Annotated in this window: 18 protein-coding genes; 8 read left to right on the top strand and 10 right to left on the bottom strand. The window is 53.8% G+C overall.

Going from position 1 to position 16,945, the window contains the following annotated elements; translation table 11 throughout:
* Positions 1–5 precede the first annotated feature (5 nt).
* Positions 6–602 carry a TetR/AcrR family transcriptional regulator gene (locus tag M989_RS12460; RefSeq protein ID WP_064545719.1) on the bottom strand — a complete coding sequence of 199 codons (597 nt, stop codon included), beginning with the start codon at positions 600–602 and terminating at the stop codon, positions 6–8.
* Positions 603–745: 143 nt separating this feature from the next.
* Here M989_RS12460 and M989_RS12455 point away from each other — a divergent pair, with 143 nt between their 5' ends.
* Together M989_RS12455 and M989_RS12450 are read left to right on the top strand one after the other, a co-directional pair.
* The gene (locus tag M989_RS12455; protein WP_064545717.1) at positions 746–985 is read left to right on the top strand and encodes a DUF1289 domain-containing protein; all 240 of its coding nucleotides are present in this window, start codon (positions 746–748) and stop codon (positions 983–985) included.
* A gap of 50 nt (positions 986–1,035) precedes the next feature.
* Positions 1,036–1,932 (top strand): aldo/keto reductase, encoded by an 897-nt coding sequence (locus M989_RS12450; RefSeq protein ID WP_064545715.1) that lies wholly within the window; start codon positions 1,036–1,038, stop codon positions 1,930–1,932.
* 46 nt (positions 1,933–1,978) lie between these two features.
* On the opposite strand, the gene M989_RS12445 is transcribed toward M989_RS12450, so the two are convergent.
* From M989_RS12445 to M989_RS12435, 3 genes are read right to left on the bottom strand one after another with little or no spacing between them, the layout of a single operon-like run.
* A complete protein-coding gene (locus tag M989_RS12445) occupies positions 1,979–4,003 on the bottom strand; it encodes an FUSC family protein (protein WP_064545712.1) in 2,025 nt (674 codons plus the stop codon).
* Entirely contained in the window at positions 4,000–4,860 is an 861-nt protein-coding gene (locus tag M989_RS12440) for an efflux RND transporter periplasmic adaptor subunit (RefSeq protein ID WP_064545710.1), read from the bottom strand. Before M989_RS12440 ends, M989_RS12445 begins: the two co-directional genes overlap by 4 nt.
* Before the next feature lie 9 nt (positions 4,861–4,869).
* Positions 4,870–5,106, bottom strand: a complete 237-nt coding sequence (locus M989_RS12435; RefSeq protein ID WP_064545709.1) for a DUF1656 domain-containing protein — start codon at positions 5,104–5,106, stop codon at positions 4,870–4,872.
* A gap of 195 nt (positions 5,107–5,301) precedes the next feature.
* On the opposite strand from M989_RS12435, the gene slyA reads away from it, so the two are divergent.
* Positions 5,302–5,742: a transcriptional regulator SlyA gene (gene slyA, locus M989_RS12430; RefSeq protein WP_064545707.1), complete on the top strand. Its 441-nt coding sequence runs from the start codon at positions 5,302–5,304 to the stop codon at positions 5,740–5,742.
* A 36-nt stretch (positions 5,743–5,778) separates the two neighbouring features.
* Here slyA and M989_RS12425 read toward each other — a convergent pair whose 3' ends face one another.
* Entirely contained in the window at positions 5,779–7,137 is a 1,359-nt protein-coding gene (locus tag M989_RS12425; RefSeq protein WP_064545705.1) for a sensor domain-containing diguanylate cyclase, read from the bottom strand.
* A 216-nt stretch (positions 7,138–7,353) separates the two neighbouring features.
* A complete protein-coding gene (gene slyB, locus M989_RS12420) occupies positions 7,354–7,821 on the bottom strand; it encodes an outer membrane lipoprotein SlyB (protein WP_064545703.1) in 468 nt (155 codons plus the stop codon).
* 274 nt (positions 7,822–8,095) lie between these two features.
* On the opposite strand from slyB, the gene anmK reads away from it, so the two are divergent.
* The 5 genes from anmK to pdxY all read left to right on the top strand — a co-directional run bounded on the left by anmK (position 8,096) and on the right by pdxY (position 12,678).
* Positions 8,096–9,220, top strand: a complete 1,125-nt coding sequence (anmK, locus tag M989_RS12415) for an anhydro-N-acetylmuramic acid kinase (protein WP_064545701.1) — start codon at positions 8,096–8,098, stop codon at positions 9,218–9,220.
* A gap of 94 nt (positions 9,221–9,314) precedes the next feature.
* A complete protein-coding gene (mliC, locus tag M989_RS12410; protein ID WP_064545700.1) occupies positions 9,315–9,638 on the top strand; it encodes a C-type lysozyme inhibitor in 324 nt (107 codons plus the stop codon).
* Positions 9,639–9,695: 57 nt separating this feature from the next.
* On the top strand, positions 9,696–10,352 hold the full coding sequence (gene pdxH, locus M989_RS12405) for a pyridoxamine 5'-phosphate oxidase (RefSeq protein ID WP_064545916.1): 657 nt from the start codon (positions 9,696–9,698) through the stop codon (positions 10,350–10,352).
* Between the two features lie 125 nt (positions 10,353–10,477).
* A complete protein-coding gene (gene tyrS / locus M989_RS12400) occupies positions 10,478–11,752 on the top strand; it encodes a tyrosine--tRNA ligase (RefSeq protein ID WP_064545698.1) in 1,275 nt (424 codons plus the stop codon).
* A gap of 65 nt (positions 11,753–11,817) precedes the next feature.
* A complete protein-coding gene (pdxY, locus tag M989_RS12395) occupies positions 11,818–12,678 on the top strand; it encodes a pyridoxal kinase PdxY (RefSeq protein ID WP_064545696.1) in 861 nt (286 codons plus the stop codon).
* 83 nt (positions 12,679–12,761) lie between these two features.
* Here pdxY and gstA read toward each other — a convergent pair whose 3' ends face one another.
* From gstA to M989_RS12375, 4 genes are all read right to left on the bottom strand, one after another.
* Positions 12,762–13,367 carry a glutathione transferase GstA gene (gstA, locus tag M989_RS12390; RefSeq protein WP_064545694.1) on the bottom strand — a complete coding sequence of 202 codons (606 nt, stop codon included), beginning with the start codon at positions 13,365–13,367 and terminating at the stop codon, positions 12,762–12,764.
* Positions 13,368–13,514: 147 nt separating this feature from the next.
* Entirely contained in the window at positions 13,515–15,020 is a 1,506-nt protein-coding gene (gene dtpA / locus M989_RS12385; protein ID WP_064545692.1) for a dipeptide/tripeptide permease DtpA, read from the bottom strand.
* Positions 15,021–15,614: 594 nt separating this feature from the next.
* The gene (gene nth / locus M989_RS12380; RefSeq protein WP_064545690.1) at positions 15,615–16,250 is read right to left on the bottom strand and encodes an endonuclease III; all 636 of its coding nucleotides are present in this window, start codon (positions 16,248–16,250) and stop codon (positions 15,615–15,617) included.
* Positions 16,250–16,945, bottom strand: a complete 696-nt coding sequence (locus tag M989_RS12375; protein WP_064545689.1) for an electron transport complex subunit E — start codon at positions 16,943–16,945, stop codon at positions 16,250–16,252. The genes nth and M989_RS12375 overlap by 1 nt, the downstream gene beginning before the upstream one ends.

Genomic DNA, 16,945 nt, shown 5'->3' with positions numbered 1-16,945 from the left:
CGGGATCACTCCGGCGCGGCAATCAGATTCCTGACGTGCGTCAGCGCGCTTTCCAGCGGTGCCGAGCTGCGCGAAATTTTCGCCTGCAGATTCGCCCCCAGCCACAGAGAGTAAAGCACCTGGGCGGTGGTTTCGGCTTCGCCGTTGAACGTCAGGCAGCCTTCACGGCGGCCATTTTCCAGCGCTTGTGCCAGCAAAACCATAATCTGGCTGGCGCCTTTGTTCATTTCAGCGCGCATATCTTCGGAAAGATCGCACACTTCAGCAGAGAGTTTCACGGTCAAACAACCGCTGATCAACCCCTGCTGGCAAAACTGTTCGAGCGTATGCTGATAGTAGTTCAGCAGGCGATCGCGGTAGTTTCCCGCGCCCTGCGTAAAGTGCTGCACCAGCCGCTGGTGATAGTCGGCAAAATGCCGGTCCAGCATGGCCACGCCAAACGCCTCTTTTGAACGAAAATAGTGATAAAACGAGCCCTTGGGCACTTCTGCCGTTTTCAGGAGTTCGCTCAGGCCCATTCCGGTAAAACCGCGGTGCATGCAAAGACGCTCGCCGGTAGCCAGAATGTGTTCACGGGTATCATGTTCAATCAATTTGCTCATGGTTGGCACTGTAATAGACCGATTGGTCTAATGCAAATGAATTTTTGAAAATGCCGTCGGGCCCGCATCACAAGGGAGAAAAGTTGCGCCCGGTGAATTAAACGTCTTCAATGAAGGGATGACGAGGTAAAGAGGGGGCTAAGGTGGCGGAGCAACTGGAGTTTTTCCCGGTTCAAAGTCCGTGCCGGGGAATTTGTCAGTCGGATGAACGTGGTTTCTGCCGTGGCTGTTTTCGTAGCCGCGATGAGCGTTTTCACTGGCAGAATATGAGCGATGCGCAAAAACAGGAGGTGCTGCGGCTATGCCGCCAGCGGCTACTGCGCAAATTGCGCGCAGGTAAAGCGCCCGACGCGGAAGAACCTCAGCAGCCCTCACTGTTTTAAGCACAAAAGTGCGTATACTCGATCGAAATTTTTCCATTGAGGAAGTGTTTATGGTTCAACGTATTACCCTGGCGCCTCAGGGCCCGGAATTTTCACGTTTCGTGATGGGCTACTGGCGTCTGATGGACTGGAACATGTCCCCGCGCCAGTTGGTGAGTTTTATTGAGGAGCACCTGGATCTCGGCGTGACGACCGTCGATCACGCGGATATCTATGGAGGCTATCAGTGCGAAGCAGCGTTTGGCGAAGCGCTGAAGCTGGCGCCGCATCTGCGCGAGCGCATGGAGATTGTCACCAAGTGCGGTATTGCCACCACCGCCAAGCCAGAGCATGCGCTTGGTCACTACATTACCGATCGTAACCATATCATTCATAGCGCTGAGCAGTCGCTGCGCAATCTGGCGACGGATGCGATCGATCTGCTGCTGATCCACCGCCCGGACCCGCTGATGGATGCGGACGAAGTCGCGCAGGCGTTCACCGCATTGCACCAGAGTGGCAAAGTACGTCATTTCGGCGTCTCTAACTTTACGCCTGCGCAGTTCGCGCTGCTGCAATCGCGGCTGCCCTTTACTCTGGCGACAAATCAGGTTGAGATTTCGCCGATTCACCAGCCAGCGCTGCTGGATGGCACGCTCGATCAGCTACAACAGCTGCGTATCCGTCCGATGGCCTGGTCATGCCTGGGGGGCGGTCGTTTATTTAATGACGAGGAGTTCCAGCCGCTGCGCGACGAGCTGGCGAAGGTGGCGAACGAGCTGAACGCGGGCAGCATCGAGCAGGTGGTCTATGCGTGGGTAATGCGCCTGCCGTCGCAGCCGTTGCCGATTATCGGTTCCGGCAAAATTGAGCGCGTGCGCTCGGCGATCGTTGCGCAGTCTCTCGACATGACGCGCCAGCAGTGGTTCCGCATTCGTAAAGCGGCGCTGGGTTACGACGTTCCGTAATATTCCCCTTTATAGCCCGGCTGTGCCGGGCTATCTCATCTTTACCTTATGCCGTTTGCTCGGTCAGCGTGCCGGGAGCCGGTGCCGTCTCCAGCTGCGAGAGTGAGCAATACAGTCGCCAGAGAATCGATGCCAGCTCGACTGCCGCTGGCTGGTGGTGATGGGAGAGGGTTTGGCAAATGCGCTGGAGTTCCTCAAGCGTGGCGGCTAGCGGGCGTTGCTGAACGCCGCGCTCGCTCAGGACATCACGCAATAAGCTAATGCACATATCTCGCACCTGAGATAGCGGGTCCGATCGTGATTCCCAGCCGCGCAGCTGCCACACCACGTGCGAACAGTTCAGCAGTACCACCCCCCAACGCAGCAGCCAGCGCCGCGCCGGTTCATCCTGGCTGGCGCTCAACTGGCTCACGTGATGGTACACCAGCGATTCGAACTCGTGCTCGCTGCTGGAAGGGTGGCGACTGAGTTGGTCAACAAAGTGACGGCGTAACGCACGAATATGGCGGCGACTTTTGCGCGCGTCGGACGCAGGCGTGAGCACGGCGAAAGCCAGCCATGCCAACCCTACGCCGATAATTTTCGCGAGGTTATCATTGAGAAAATCGCCAAAATTGTAGACCGGCGGGTTGGTGACGGCGATAAACGAACCCATGAAAACGATCAGCGATCCCCAGAGTCGCGCCTGTTTCGGCATTTGCAGCTTCAACAATTGCATCGTCAACAGCAGTGGGAACAGGAACAACATAAATTGCCACAGGTCGCTGATTTGCACCATCAGGCCAAATTTGACGCCGAAGCTAAAGATGGATAGCAGAATCAGCGTGCGCATCAGCAGCGTCAGCGAGCTGAACGGTGAAGGAACGTTGGAGTACAAGACGCAGCAGATGGCTGCCAGCGTGAGCGCCGCCGCGCCGGATTCCCATTGTGTGCTGATGCTTAAGGCACCCACGCTAACGAGGGCAAAGAAGGTGCGAATTCCACTCCAGGCCGCTTCGGCGTGGTCGGTGTGACGCATCAAAGCCGGAGCGGCGGGAACGGTAAATTCGCTGATTGCGGTCGCGTTTTCCAGCCGTAACAGCCAGTGGCTGGTGGTCAGATAGAGGCGACAAAAATAGCGGAGTCGGCTCCAGAATGCATGATGGCGATAGTCTTGCGGGTCGGTTGGCGCGAGCGGGGCGATGATACGTGCGACGGTGTAGGCATCGCAATCGGGTTTGGCCAGCGCCTGCAGCAGAGACTCCAGTATCGGCCGTAATTTCTGCGGGGCATTGGGCCAGTTGAGCATCAGGCGACGCAGGCTGGAAATTACACTCGTCAGACGCAACTGTTGATGGAGCAGATAGTTTAATAACTTATTCTGCCGACGCAGCCGATAGTGGCTCCAGAATGCCTGAATACGCAGCAGGTTCATGGTCAGGATCTGCGCGATGACGCTCTGATGCGCGCTACGAATGGCATCGGTCGTGACCGGTTGCCACAGCATACTGGCGTGTTCCAGTAGCCGTGCGTGCATATTTTTCAGCGCGCTGAGCAGCGTGGTACCGTCGGAGGTGCTGGGTAAAATCATCATCATCAGCCCGCCGCATAAAATACCGACGATCACTTCACAGACGCGCGCCTGGGCAATTTCCCACAGTTTTGTGGCGTCGATGACGTTTATCATCGGGAACGCGATAATGGCACAGGTATAGCCGGCGAGCTGAAAAGCGTAGGCAACGTTGTTGGTGTACATCGCGCACGCCCAGGTGCAGAGCGCGAGCCAGCCGGACATCGAAAACAGAAAGAGCCACGGGTCGGTGAGCGTGTGTCCTGCGATAATCAGCGCAGCGCCTGCTCCCAGCAAACTGCCGGCGATGCGCCCGAGGCTTTTGCTGATGACGCCACCGACGGTAGGGAAACTGACCACGGCCGCGGAGGTCATCGCCCAGTAAGGCTCATCAAGATCCAGCCAATAGGCGAAACTCAGCGCCAGGCACATGGCAATGGCGTTACGCAGCGCATAACGCCATTGCGGCGGCGTCGCTTTAAACCAGGGCAGTGACTTCCAGGTCATCGCCGGAAGGGTCATTGTCGGTCACTCGCAATGGAGACGGTGCAGGTGGTACCCGCGACCAGTACCGTGTCAGCCGGTAACGCGCCGAGTTCAATACGCACCGGTACGCGCTGGGCCAGACGCACCCAGGGGATAGTTGGTTTGATATCCGCAACCAGCTTGCCATCGGTGGCCAGACTCTGGTCATGGATCGCACGACCAATACTGGATACGTGACCCTGTAACTTTTTATCATCACTGTATAAAACGATATCCGCGCGATCGCCTTCACGAATATGACGGAGCTTCGTCTCTTCAAAATAGCCAACGACGTAGAAGGAGTGGCTATCAATCAGCGCAAAAACCGGGTGCCCGACGGCAGCATAGTTACCGACGCGTGTCGTCAGATTCGTGACCCAGCCGTCAACCGGCGCCTTGACTTCCGTTTGCGATAGCTGCCAACGCGCGTGCTCCAGTTCGGCTTTGGCGGCATCCGCATTCGCCTGCGCCACTTTTAGCGCGATATTGACGGTATCGATATCTTCGGCTGAGATGAAGTTTTGCGACAGACCGCGGCGGCGTTCAACTTCATGTTTTGCGCGCAGCAGGTCAGACTGAGCTTTCGCCACTTTCGCTTCCGCATTCATGATGGCGATTTTCCACGGCGTCGGGTCTATCTCAAACAGTACGTCGCCGGCTTTCACGTACTGGTTGTCCTTGATGTTCAGACTCAGAATACTTCCCGATACCTGCGGCGTGATATCAACCTGCTCAGCGCGGATTTTCCCGTCGCGCGTCCACGGGGATTGCATGTAGTAGTTCCACACCAGCCAGACGGCGATAATCGCCAGGGCAGCAATCAGCAGCGTTGAGAAATATTTTAATTTTTTCATTGGATGTGATCACCACAAGACCAGTAGCAGTAGCGCAAAGCAAACCGAAAGCGCGAAGAAAGAGAGATCCATTAACAGCGGGTGCCAGATATCGCCAGCGTACATCCAGTCGCGTAAAAGACGGTGCAGAATCAGCCAGAACAGGAAGCCGAGAAGGACAGCCTTAAATACAGGGGGAAAATAAATTGAAGCACCGACGACGAGGTCTTGTAGAGGCAGTCCCGGTATGTGGAGAATCAACTTCACAAGCAGAAATCCTTTGCAATTGAAGAGTTATAGCTCGATAGTGTGTCGTGTTTTGACATAAAATCACATGATTTGAAACAGTGTAATGCATAGCTCTGGTTTGCGTGCACGTGGCAATACATTTGTTTTGCTAATTTAATTACTGCACACTATTCTAAAATCAGTATAATAACTTAGCAAGCTAATTATAAGGAGATGAAATTGGAATCGCCACTAGGTTCTGATCTGGCACGGTTGGTGCGCATTTGGCGTGCTCTGATTGACCATCGCCTCAAACCTCTGGAACTCACGCAGACGCACTGGGTCACGCTGCATAATATCCATCAGCTTCCGCCCGAGCAGTCGCAAATCCAACTGGCTAAAGCGATCGGTATTGAGCAGCCGTCTCTTGTCCGAACGCTGGATCAGCTGGAAGAGAAGGGACTGATATCTCGCCAGACCTGCGCCAACGACCGTCGTGCTAAACGCATTAAGTTAACGGAGAAGGCTGAGCCGCTGATTGAAGAAATGGAGGCAGTTATCAGCCACACGCGCGGCGATATTCTGGCAGGTATCTCCGCCGAGGAGCTTGAGATGCTTATCACGCTTATTCGTAAGCTGGAGCAGAATATTATCGAACTGCAATCCCGCGATTGATATGAAAAACCCGCGAACTTCGCGGGTTTTTTTCGCTTACTCCCAGACAACAACCCGGTTTCGTCCGGCCGCTTTCGCGCGGTACATGGCTTCATCGGCGCGGCGTACACACTCTTCGACCGGCACCGACAGATCGGTGGCGGTAAACACCCCCATACTGATAGTGATTGACTCCGGCAGCTGTGCATTGCTGCTGCTATTATCATGCTGACTGATGGCCAGGCGGATACGTTCCGCAATCGTGCGAGCCACCTCCGGCGAGGTATTGACCAGCAATAGCGCAAACTCTTCGCCACCGATACGCGCCGCCACATCGTTCTGACGCACAGAGTCCTGCAGCACTCTGGCGACAAACTGAATGACTTTATCCCCCTGCAGATGGCCGTATTTATCATTTATACGCTTGAAGTGGTCCAGATCGCTGACAATAACCGACACCGGATGGCCGTTAGCGATCGTCGGCTGAAGGGCGGTAAACGAGTCATAGAAGTAGCTGCGATTAAACAGGCGCGTCAAAGGGTCGCGGATCGAGTTCTGGTATGAGTTGAGATACTTGGTGTTGGACTGACGATAAAGGGTAAACACGTCGCAGAACAGGACAAAAATCAGGAACAGGGTGGAGATGGTTTCGAACAACCGTGCCTGATACCAGCTGTAGCTGGCGGTATCCTGCCCGGACATCAGGACAAGCAGGGTAAAGATATAACAAGCGCAGAAGAATGCTCCACTGTACCAGAAAATGTTGTTTAGCTGTGTCGTAAAGATAAGTGTCATTAGCGTCATCAGCCATATTATAACTAATGCCCAGTTGACAATATTGTTCCAAATTTCGCTGTATTGGTAAGTATTATTATCAACCAGTTTGACGCTCAATAAAGAATCATGGCTGGAGTAGAACCACGATAATACCAGCATAGCAATGGCGAACCCAAACACCCCGCATAAGATAAAAATATGATTTCGTATACTGTGCATGTCACGCGATTTTACCGCGTACAGCACTACGGAAGTAATAAACAATACCGCCATAATGATATTGCGGAAGAAATAAAATATTAGCGCATCATTATAGTTAATATTATCTGATGAACCGCACAGGAACCACGTAGGATAGCTGTTTAGCGTACCCAGCATCAGCACCGCTGAGCTAGCGAAGGCGCAGGCTATCGCCATCAGATAGAGACGCCGAAGATCGCAGAAGTATTTCATCACCATGAAAACCGCAATCATGGTATGGAAAACCATCAGGAACATCGTCAGCGTGGGAAAAAGAATAGGTGCAATTGCCGGAACATGGCGAATAAAAACATTAGAAAAGTGATTGAGTAACAGAATGCCAATTAAGCAAATTGTGATATAAATCAAAAAACGCTGCAGGGGGAATTTTAAAAGCATATATGAGTCCTGTGTACGCTAAGCACTGCAAGCAACGGGGCATCCTGGCCCTATAAAATTCGAGTTTAATTGATTTCACGTAAAGAAATATTGTCCGTGCGCAAATAATAGATAGGATGAATAACTATTATATATTTGTCGTATGAATATTAATGAGGGAGGAATAAAGGCAGGAGTATGGGTACGCGCTTGTTGCAAACGCGTACCCGGAGAACATTAACGCGGAGACACAGTGACCTGTCGGCCGTTGCTCGCCATCACGACGCGCTGACCAGCAGAGAAGCGAGTATCACCCTGTTTCTGCACCACCATGATGGTGTTGCCGTCATCTTTACGAATTTCCAGTTCAACGCCCTGAGTTTTATTCATTGCACCCTGAACGCTCTGACCGGCTACGCCACCCGCGACAGCACCCGCTGCGGTGGCCAGAGAACGACCGGTACCGCCGCCAACGGTGTTACCCAGGAAGCCACCCAGTACGGCACCGCCGATAGCGCCAATCACGTTGCTGTCATCGCCACCCTGAATTTGTACCGGACGAACGTGTACGATGGTACCGTAGGTGACGTTCTGAACCTGTTTCGCTTCGGATGCAGAGTAAACATCACCTGACAAACCGCTGTTGTTGACACATCCGGCCAGGGATAAACCAATCATTGAAACAGCCAATACACGTAACATCATTATGAATCTCCAGTTCACTAAGAATTGCTCTTATGAGCATCCGTACTAAACAATTATATGGTATTTGATCGGGGCGGTCATATATTCCGCATTCATTATTAATCATAATAAACCATCCTGACTTAACCAACGATAAACGCAAGGAAAACAGCGTCACTCCTGACGTTCTCACGAAAAATGAGACCTTTATTGTTAAAAAATTTTATTGGTTAATAGCATTACGTGGCACTTTATGCTGGAGTGTTAACTTTGCATAGCTGACTAAGGACGGCGTATGAAATCCGGACGGTATATTGGCGTAATGTCAGGGACCAGCCTTGATGGTGTCGATGTGGTGCTGGCGGTCATTGATGAACATAGCGTAACGCAGCTGGCGAGTCTTTCCTGGCCGATACCCATCGCGGTGAAAGAGGCGGTGTTGGCCATATGCCAGGGGCAGCCGTTAACGCTCTCGCAGCTTGGGCAGTTGGATAACCGTCTCGGGAATCTTTTTGCGGATGCCGTTCTGGCGCTGATGTCTCAGGAGAAGCTGGCGGCGCACGATATTGTGGCGATTGGCTGCCATGGGCAAACCGTGTGGCATGAGCCGACTGGCGATGCGCCACATACTATGCAAATTGGCGATAACAACGTCATTGCCGCGCGAACCGGCGTCAGCGTGGTGGGCGATTTTCGTCGTCGCGATATGGCGCTGGGTGGGCAGGGGGCGCCGCTGGTGCCAGCGTTCCACCAGGCGCTACTGGCACATGTCAGCGAAAGGCGCATGATTTTGAATATTGGCGGGATCGCCAATCTCTCCCTTCTGATTCCTGGCCAGCCGGTGCGCGGCTTTGACACCGGGCCGGGGAATATGCTGATGGATGCCTGGATTTGGCGCAGTCTTGGCAAACCGTATGACAAAGACGCACAGTGGGCCAACGAGGGAAAAGTGATTTTACCTTTGTTACAGGACATGCTGAGCGATCCTTATTTTGCCGCTCCGGCACCGAAAAGCACCGGTCGCGAGTACTTCAACTATGGCTGGCTGGCGCGGTTTCTGGCGCGTTATCCTGGGCTGCGACCTCAGGATGTGCAGGCCACCCTGACCGAACTCACGGCGGTGACTATCAGCGAGCAGGTTCTGCTCAGCGGCGGCTGTGAGCGCCTTCTGGTCTGTGGTGGGGGGAGCCGTAACCCGCTGGTGATGGCTCGTCTTGCGGGCTTGTTGGCCGGTACCGAGGTCGCGACGACCGATGAATACGGTATTAGCGGTGACGATATGGAAGCGCTGGCTTTTGCGTGGTTGGCGTGGCGTACGGTCGCGGGTCTACCGGGGAATCTCCCGTCGGTCACCGGCGCATCGCAAGCGACGGTACTTGGGGCGATTTTTCCCGCAAACCCGCAGAAGAATAAGAGTTAACTGACATCTTCTTTTACACTGGGCCGATAGACTTAAGCAAAATGGGAGTGGGACAATCACTCCTTGACCAGGAATGTCTAAAGGCTCAGAAAATATGAAAAAATTGCTTATTGTTGCCCTCCCTTTGATGCTCTCCGGCTGTAGCGCCTACAACCAATTTATGGAGCGGATGCAAACTGACACGCTGGAATACCAGTGCGATGAAAAACCGTTGACGGTGCATCTCAATAACCCGCGCCAGCAGGTGAGCTTCATTTATGACAACCAGCAGCTCAATCTGGCGCAGGGCGTCTCGGCTTCCGGTGCACGCTATACCGACGGTATTTATGTCTTTTGGTCGAAAGGCAACGAGGCGACCGTCTACAAACGTGACCGTATCGTGCTGAATAACTGTCAGTTACAAAATCCCAAACGTTGAGATTTTCAGGCGAGCGGCGCACAATAACGTCACCCAATGATGACTAGTCCAAACGCCATGTCTGACAACGACGAACTACAGCAAATTGCGCATCTGCGCCGAGAGTACACCCGTGGCGGCCTGCGTCGCCACGACCTTCCTGCTGAACCTCTGCCGCTTTTTGAGCGCTGGCTCTCTCAGGCCTGCGAGGCAAAGTTAGCCGATCCGACGGCCATGGTGGTGGCGACGGTTGATGAAAATGGTCAGCCGTATCAGCGAATCGTTTTGCTGAAGCACTACGACGAAAAAGGGCTGGTGTTTTACACCAACCTGGGGAGCCGCAAAGCGCACCAACTGGAGAAGAATCCGCGTATTAGCCTGCTGTTTCCGTGGCATATGCTGGAGCGTCAGGTGATGGTGATTGGCAAGGCGGAACCCCTGTCGACACTTGAAGTGGTAAAGTATTTCCACAGCCGCCCGCGCGACAGTCAGATTGGCGCCTGGGTTTCCAAACAGTCCAGCCGCATTTCTGCGCGCGGGATCCTCGAAAGCAAATTCCTTGAGCTGAAGCAGAAATTCCAGCAGGGCGAAGTGCCTTTGCCGAGTTTCTGGGGCGGTTTCCGCGTATCCATTGAGCAGATGGAGTTCTGGCAGGGCGGTGAACATCGTCTTCACGACCGTTTTTTATACCAACGTGAAGAAGGCGCGTGGAAAATCGACCGACTGGCGCCGTAAACCCCCAAATTTGTTGTTTTAAGCGCTAGCGCTGAGGGCGTCAGCGCTTTATTCTATAGAGCTTTCGCGTCTGGCGAAAAGTCGTGTACCGGCATAGGTGCAGTCGTATATACATGGAGAATTTGATGGCAAGCAGTAACTTGATTAAACAACTGCAAGAGCGGGGGCTAGTTGCCCAGGTAACGGACGAGGTAGCGTTAGCAGAGCGACTGGCGCAAGGCCCGATCGCGCTCTATTGTGGCTTCGATCCTACCGCTGACAGCTTGCATTTGGGGCATCTTGTTCCATTGTTATGCCTCAAACGCTTCCAGCAGGCGGGCCATAAGCCTGTTGCGCTGGTGGGCGGCGCCACCGGTCTGATTGGCGACCCGAGCTTTAAAGCCGCCGAGCGTAAGCTGAACACCGAAGACACCGTGCAGGAGTGGGTAGATAAAATTCGCAAACAGGTTGCACCGTTCCTCGATTTCGACTGCGGCGACAACTCCGCAATTGCCGCGAACAACTATGATTGGTTTGGCGGCATGAACGTACTGACCTTCCTGCGCGACATCGGCAAGCACTTCTCCGTTAATCAGATGATTAACAAAGAAGCCGTGAAGCAGCGTTTGAATCGTGACGACCAGGGTATTTCCTTTACCGAGTTCTCCTACAACCTGCTGCAGGGCTATGACTTTGCCTGCCTGAATAAACTGCACGGCGTGGCGCTGCAGATCGGCGGTTCCGACCAGTGGGGTAACATCACCTCCGGTATCGACCTGACCCGTCGTCTGCATCAGAATCAGGTGTTTGGCCTCACCGTTCCGCTGATCACTAAAGCGGATGGCACCAAGTTCGGCAAGACCGAAGGCGGCGCAGTCTGGCTGGATCCGAAGAAAACCAGCCCGTACAAATTCTATCAGTTCTGGATCAACACCGCGGATGCTGACGTTTACCGCTTCCTGAAGTTCTTCACCTTCATGGACATTGAAGAGATCAATGCGCTGGAAGAAGAAGACAAAAACAGCGGCAAAGCCCCACGTGCCCAGTATGTACTGGCCGAGCAGGTCACCCGTCTGGTTCACGGCGAAGAAGGCCTGGTGGCGGCAAAACGCATCACCGAGAGCCTGTTCAGCGGTTCTCTGAGCGCGTTGAGCGAAGCTGACTTCGAGCAGCTGGCGCAGGACGGCGTACCGATGGTTGAGATGGAAAAAGGCGCCGACCTGATGCAGGCGCTGGTAGACTCTGAGCTTCAGCCGTCTCGTGGGCAGGCGCGTAAGACCATTGCCTCCAATGCGGTCACCATCAACGGTGAGAAACAGGCTGACCCGGAATATTTCTTCAAAGACAGCGATATTCTGTTCGGGCGTTACACCTTGTTACGTCGCGGTAAGAAGAATTACTGTTTGATCTGCTGGAAGTAATTTTCAGAAACAGGGGGGCGTGGGAAACTACGCCCCCTTCTTTTTATGTCGTCTGAGTAGAACCAATGAACAACATCCTCGCCATTCAATCCCACGTTGTTTTCGGGCATGCCGGCAACAGCGCCGCGGAATTTCCTATGCGTCGCCTCGGTGCCAACGTCTGGCCGCTGAATACCGTGCAGTTTTCCAATCACACCCAATATGGTCAATGGACGGGCTGTGTGATGCCGCCTGCGCATCTGACGGAGATTGTGCAGGGCATTGCGGCTATCGATCAGCTTAAGCGCTGTGACGCGGTGCTGAGCGGCTATCTTGGCTCTGCGGAGCAGGGCGAGCATATCCTCGGCATTGTGCGTCAGGTCAAAGCGGCGAACCCGCAGGCGAAATATTTCTGCGATCCGGTAATGGGCCATCCGGAAAAAGGCTGCATCGTGGCGCCCGGCGTGGCGGAGTTCCACAAACGCTATGCGCTGCCGGCTAGCGATATTATCGCGCCGAACCTGGTTGAGCTGGAGATCCTCTCAGGCCACGAAGTCCAAAACGTGAGTGAAGCCGTCAGCGCGGCTCGCGAGCTGATTGCCCTGGGGCCGGAGATTGTACTGGTTAAACATCTGGCGCGCGCAGGCTACAGCTCCGATCGTTTTGAGATGCTGCTGGTGACCGCCGATGCCGCATGGCACATCAGTCGTCCGCTCATTGATTTTGGCTCTCGCCATCCGGTTGGCGTTGGCGACGTCACCAGCGGGCTGTTGCTGGTTAAGCTCTTACAGGGGGCAACGCTGCGCGATGCACTTGAGCATGTGACGGCGGCGGTGTATGAGATTATGCTGACGACTAAAACGATGGGTGAGTACGAGCTGCAGGTCGTTGCGGCACAGGACCTGATTGCGAAGCCAGAGCACTGCTTTAGCGCCACGCAACTGTAACCTGGCGCATTTTGTCGGGCTACGTTCGCATATCTGCACGCGCAATGTAGCCCGGACGAGGCGAAATTAACTGCCGGGGACGATTATTTCAACCCTTCCGCCGCCAGCGCCGCGGCAACTGCCGGACGCGCCGCAACGCGAGCCATATAGTCCGCAATATTCTGATACCCCGCCATATCCATCTTCACGGCGAACGCCCAGCGCAGTACGGTAAACAGGTAAGCATCGGCAATGGTAAAGCGAGAACCGCTAATCCACTGTGCGCCAGCCAGCGACTCATCAATATAGGCCAGCTTTTTGTCCAACAGCGCACGAACCGTCGGTTTGTAGTCTTCCGGCGTATCCGGGCGGAACAGAGGGGTAAAGCCTTTGTGTAGCTCGGTGGCGATGAAGTTCAGCCACTCCAGCGTCTTGTAGCGGTTAATGCTGCCGACCGGCGCCAGCAGTTGACGGTCCGCGACGCTATCGGCGAGATACTGCATGATCGCCACGCCTTCAGTCAGCAGGGTATTGTCGTCCAACAGCAGGGCGGGAACCTGGCCTTTCGGGTTGACCTTCAGGAAATCGTCACCGTTTTCCATACGTTTGTGCATCAGATCGACGCCGATCAGCGTGAAATCCTTTCCGCTTTCCCGCAGCGTGATGTGCGATGCGAGGGAACAGGCGCCGGGTTTGTAGAACAATTTCATGGGTAACTCCTTCAGACTATGATTATTTTTGTTGTCCGTTGGCAGAAGGGCGGCCAATGGATATGAAAGTATGTTAGTGCCTGCGCAGATAAAAAAAAAGCCGCTAACATACGTCAGCGGCCCAAAATTATTCGTTTCCCGATGACATTATGCGGAAGCGACTTTACCGTCAGCAGCAGGCTTTGAGTCGTCCTGAGTCATACGGTTCAGTTTCGGTGCCGTCAGCAGCATCAGCACGGCGATAACGGCAGTGACAACGCCAATCTGCAGGAACACGCGGCCATACACTTCCAGAGACATCACCGGGTCGGTTACGTTTTCCGGCACCGCCATCATGCCAGCGACATAGCCGCCGATGATGTTTGCGCCTGCGGTAGTCAGGAACCAGCTACCCATGATGAAGCCCATCAGACGCTGCGGAACCAGCTGTGCAACCATTGCCAGACCCAGACCAGAGATCATCAGTTCGCCGATGCTCTGCAGGCCGTAGCTGATGATCAGCCAGTTAACGGAAACGATACCTGCGTCGGTGGCGAATTTCGCGCCCAGCGGCAGAATCAGGAACGCACCGGAGCACAGCACCATACCAATCGCGAATTTGGTCGGCATCGGCAGGGTGTCGCCCATTTTGTTGTAGATAGCGGCCAGAATCGGGCTACCAATGATGATCCAGAACGGGTTCAGCGCCTGATACTGTTCCGGTTCGAACGCGATACCCAGAATAGAGTGTTCAACGTTACGAATCGCGAAGAAGTTCAGTGAGGTCGGCATCTGGCTGTACAGCACGAAGAAGATGATCGCTTCGAGCATCAGGATAAAGGCCACAATCATCTTACGACGCGGCGCACCGGTCATGGAGAAGGTTTCTTTACCGAAGATAATGATGATGCCCAGTGCGATAACGCCCAGAACCATACGTGCGATGCCCTGGTTGTGCAGCAGCCAGGTCGCGATAGCGATCAGGATAACGACACCAACGATGGTCAGCAGCAGATTGCGGTAGTTAGTCGGCTCGAAGTCAGGTTTGGAACCGTACTGTTTAACCCAACGCTGGCAGAAGGCGAAGTTCACAACGGTGATCAGCATACCGACGACGCTCAGCGCGAACGCGGTGCTCCAGCCGTACTTAGCTGCCAGCCATGGCGTTGCCAGCATAGAGAAGAACGAACCGATGTTGACGGACATGTAGTACATCGTAAATGCACCGTCCAGACGCGGGTCGTCTTTGGCATAGCAGGTAGAGAGCAGGGAGGATGGGTTGGCTTTGAACAGGCCGTTACCCACGGCAATCGCCGCCATGCCCATATAAACGATACCGGCGTCGTGGCCTGACCATGCGACTAAAGCATAGCCGATGGCGAGAACGACGGCGCCCAGCATGATAACGCGTTTTGTCCCCAGCACTTTATCGCCCAGCCAGCCGCCGATAGCAACCAGACCGTAAACCAGAGCACTGAAGGAAGAGAACAGAGTAATGGAGTCCGCTTCGGACATACCCAGCTGTTTCACCAGGTAAACGGCCATGATGCCCTGAAGGCCGTAGAAACCAAAACGCTCCCACAACTCGATAGAGAAGATGAGATAGAACGCTTTAGGTTGTTTGAAGGCGTTTAAGCTAACGCTTTCCGTTGGTTTTTTGTTTGCAGTAGACACATATACCTCTTATTTACATCCCATTTCATGGGGGGTGTACTGGGCGGAGATGCTCTTTTTGGCACCCGCCTTATAGTTATTCTGGAGGGAAACGGCAAGTAATGTTCACTATCCTGCGCCTTCAGACAAGGCTTTTGCAATACTCTGTTACAAATAAAAAGTCTGGTACAATCAACCGTCTTTGCAAATGTTATTTAGCGTTAAATTTCACTGTTTAAAAATTGATGGTTTATTCTTCTGATAAAGTAGGGCGAAACGCGTAACGTAACCATATCTTCTGCTGATGGCGCTTAAAAGTAGTGATATAGGCTAGATTCTGAAAAATTGCTGGATGATCATCTTGTGCTCTGTAAGTGAGGCATTGCGATGATGGCGTCGTTTTCTACGTAAAGAAACATAAATGCAACATTATGTTGCCCGGATGTTTTCGTCAGCGTTTGTATAGAAATTTTCGCTCGCGATGACGTATTTAACCTGCCAAAGCGTTATATAAGCGCTAAAAGTGCCAAATACTGAATAATTATATGGGATTAAACGCTGCTTGAGTGAGGAGAGGCAGGCGTGGCGTTGACTTGCCACGCAGCCAGACATGAATTAAAGCTCGGTTTTCTCTTTATATTCACAGAGATCTTCGATGAGACAGGAACCACAGCGCGGCTTGCGGGCGATGCAGGTGTAGCGACCATGCAATATCAGCCAGTGATGGCAGTCAACCTTGAACTCGGCGGGAACCACCTTCAGTAGCTTATCTTCAACTTGCTCAACGTTTTTACCCGGCGCGAAGTTAGTGCGGTTGCAGACGCGGAAAATATGCGTGTCGACGGCGATGGTCGGCCAGCCGAAGGCGGTGTTGAGCACCACGTTGGCCGTTTTACGTCCTACCCCGGGCAGCGCTTCCAGCGCCGCCCGGTCTTCCGGAACCTCTCCGCCGTGCAGTTCAAGCAACATTCGGCAGGTTTTAATCACGTTTTCTGCCTTGCTGTTAAACAGACCGATGGTTTTGATGTACTCCTTCACACCGTCTACGCCGAGATCCAGCATCGCCTGCGGCGTGTTGGCGACGGGGTATAGCTTAGCTGTCGCTTTGTTAACGCTGACGTCGGTGGCCTGCGCTGAAAGCAGCACTGCAATCAGCAGTTCAAAAGGTGAGGTGAAATTCAGTTCTGTGGTCGGATGCGGGTTGTTGTCCCGTAGGCGACTCAAAATTTCCAGCCGTTTTGCTTTATTCATCAGGCTTTCTCTGCGGTATCAACGTCTGCGTTTGCTGCGCCAACGGCCTGCGCGCGGCGTTGTTTTGTCCGTTCGTCAATCAGGTATTTGATAGCCAGCAGCATGCCAAGGCCGATAAAGGCGCCAGGCGGCAGCATCGCCAGCAGGAAGGGGGTATCGGTGTGGAACACTTCAATACGCAATACCTTAGCCCAACTACCAAGCAGGCCGTCAGCGCCGTCAAAGAGGGTGCCATTGCCCAGCAGTTCGCGGATTGAACCCAGCACGAACATCGTGCAGGTGGCCCCCATACCAATAGCAAAACCGTCCAGCGCCGACAGCGCCGGGCCTTTTTTGGCGGCAAAGGCTTCCGCACGCCCAACCACGATACAGTTAGTGACGATCAATGGGATGAAGATACCGAGAGACTGATACAGGCCGAAGGCGTAGGCGTTGATCAGCATCTGTACGGCGCTCACCACCGACGCGATAATCATCACGTAGATAGGGATACGAATTTCTGCTGGCGTCCAGCGGCGCAGGCTGGAGATGGCCAGGTTGGTCAGTGTCAGCACCAGCGTGGTTGCCAGGCCCAGTCCCAAAGCGTTGGTGGCGGTAGAGGTGACCGCCAGGAGTGGGCACATGCCCAGCAGCTGAACCAGCGCGGAGTTGTTTTTCCAGAGCCCCTGGACAATAACCTCTTTAACCTCGCTCAT

This window comes from Kluyvera georgiana ATCC 51603, assembly GCF_001654985.1.
GTDB lineage: Bacteria > Pseudomonadota > Gammaproteobacteria > Enterobacterales > Enterobacteriaceae > Kluyvera > Kluyvera georgiana.
Note: the sequence above shows the minus strand (reverse complement) of the source record. Positions and strands in the feature narration are given on the sequence as shown.

Coding starts and splice junctions, on each gene's coding strand:
- M989_RS12460 (WP_064545719.1), bottom strand. CDS start 602: ATGAGCAAATTGATTGAACATGATACCCGTGAACACATTCTGGCTACC.
- M989_RS12450 (WP_064545715.1), top strand. CDS start 1,036: ATGGTTCAACGTATTACCCTGGCGCCTCAGGGCCCGGAATTTTCACGT.
- M989_RS12445 (WP_064545712.1), bottom strand. CDS start 4,003: ATGACCCTTCCGGCGATGACCTGGAAGTCACTGCCCTGGTTTAAAGCG.
- M989_RS12440 (WP_064545710.1), bottom strand. CDS start 4,860: ATGAAAAAATTAAAATATTTCTCAACGCTGCTGATTGCTGCCCTGGCG.
- slyA (WP_064545707.1), top strand. CDS start 5,302: ATGAAATTGGAATCGCCACTAGGTTCTGATCTGGCACGGTTGGTGCGC.
- M989_RS12425 (WP_064545705.1), bottom strand. CDS start 7,137: ATGCTTTTAAAATTCCCCCTGCAGCGTTTTTTGATTTATATCACAATT.
- slyB (WP_064545703.1), bottom strand. CDS start 7,821: ATGATGTTACGTGTATTGGCTGTTTCAATGATTGGTTTATCCCTGGCC.
- anmK (WP_064545701.1), top strand. CDS start 8,096: ATGAAATCCGGACGGTATATTGGCGTAATGTCAGGGACCAGCCTTGAT.
- mliC (WP_064545700.1), top strand. CDS start 9,315: ATGAAAAAATTGCTTATTGTTGCCCTCCCTTTGATGCTCTCCGGCTGT.
- pdxH (WP_064545916.1), top strand. CDS start 9,696: ATGTCTGACAACGACGAACTACAGCAAATTGCGCATCTGCGCCGAGAG.
- tyrS (WP_064545698.1), top strand. CDS start 10,478: ATGGCAAGCAGTAACTTGATTAAACAACTGCAAGAGCGGGGGCTAGTT.
- pdxY (WP_064545696.1), top strand. CDS start 11,818: ATGAACAACATCCTCGCCATTCAATCCCACGTTGTTTTCGGGCATGCC.
- gstA (WP_064545694.1), bottom strand. CDS start 13,367: ATGAAATTGTTCTACAAACCCGGCGCCTGTTCCCTCGCATCGCACATC.
- nth (WP_064545690.1), bottom strand. CDS start 16,250: ATGAATAAAGCAAAACGGCTGGAAATTTTGAGTCGCCTACGGGACAAC.
- M989_RS12375 (WP_064545689.1), bottom strand. CDS start 16,945: ATGAGCGAGGTTAAAGAGGTTATTGTCCAGGGGCTCTGGAAAAACAAC.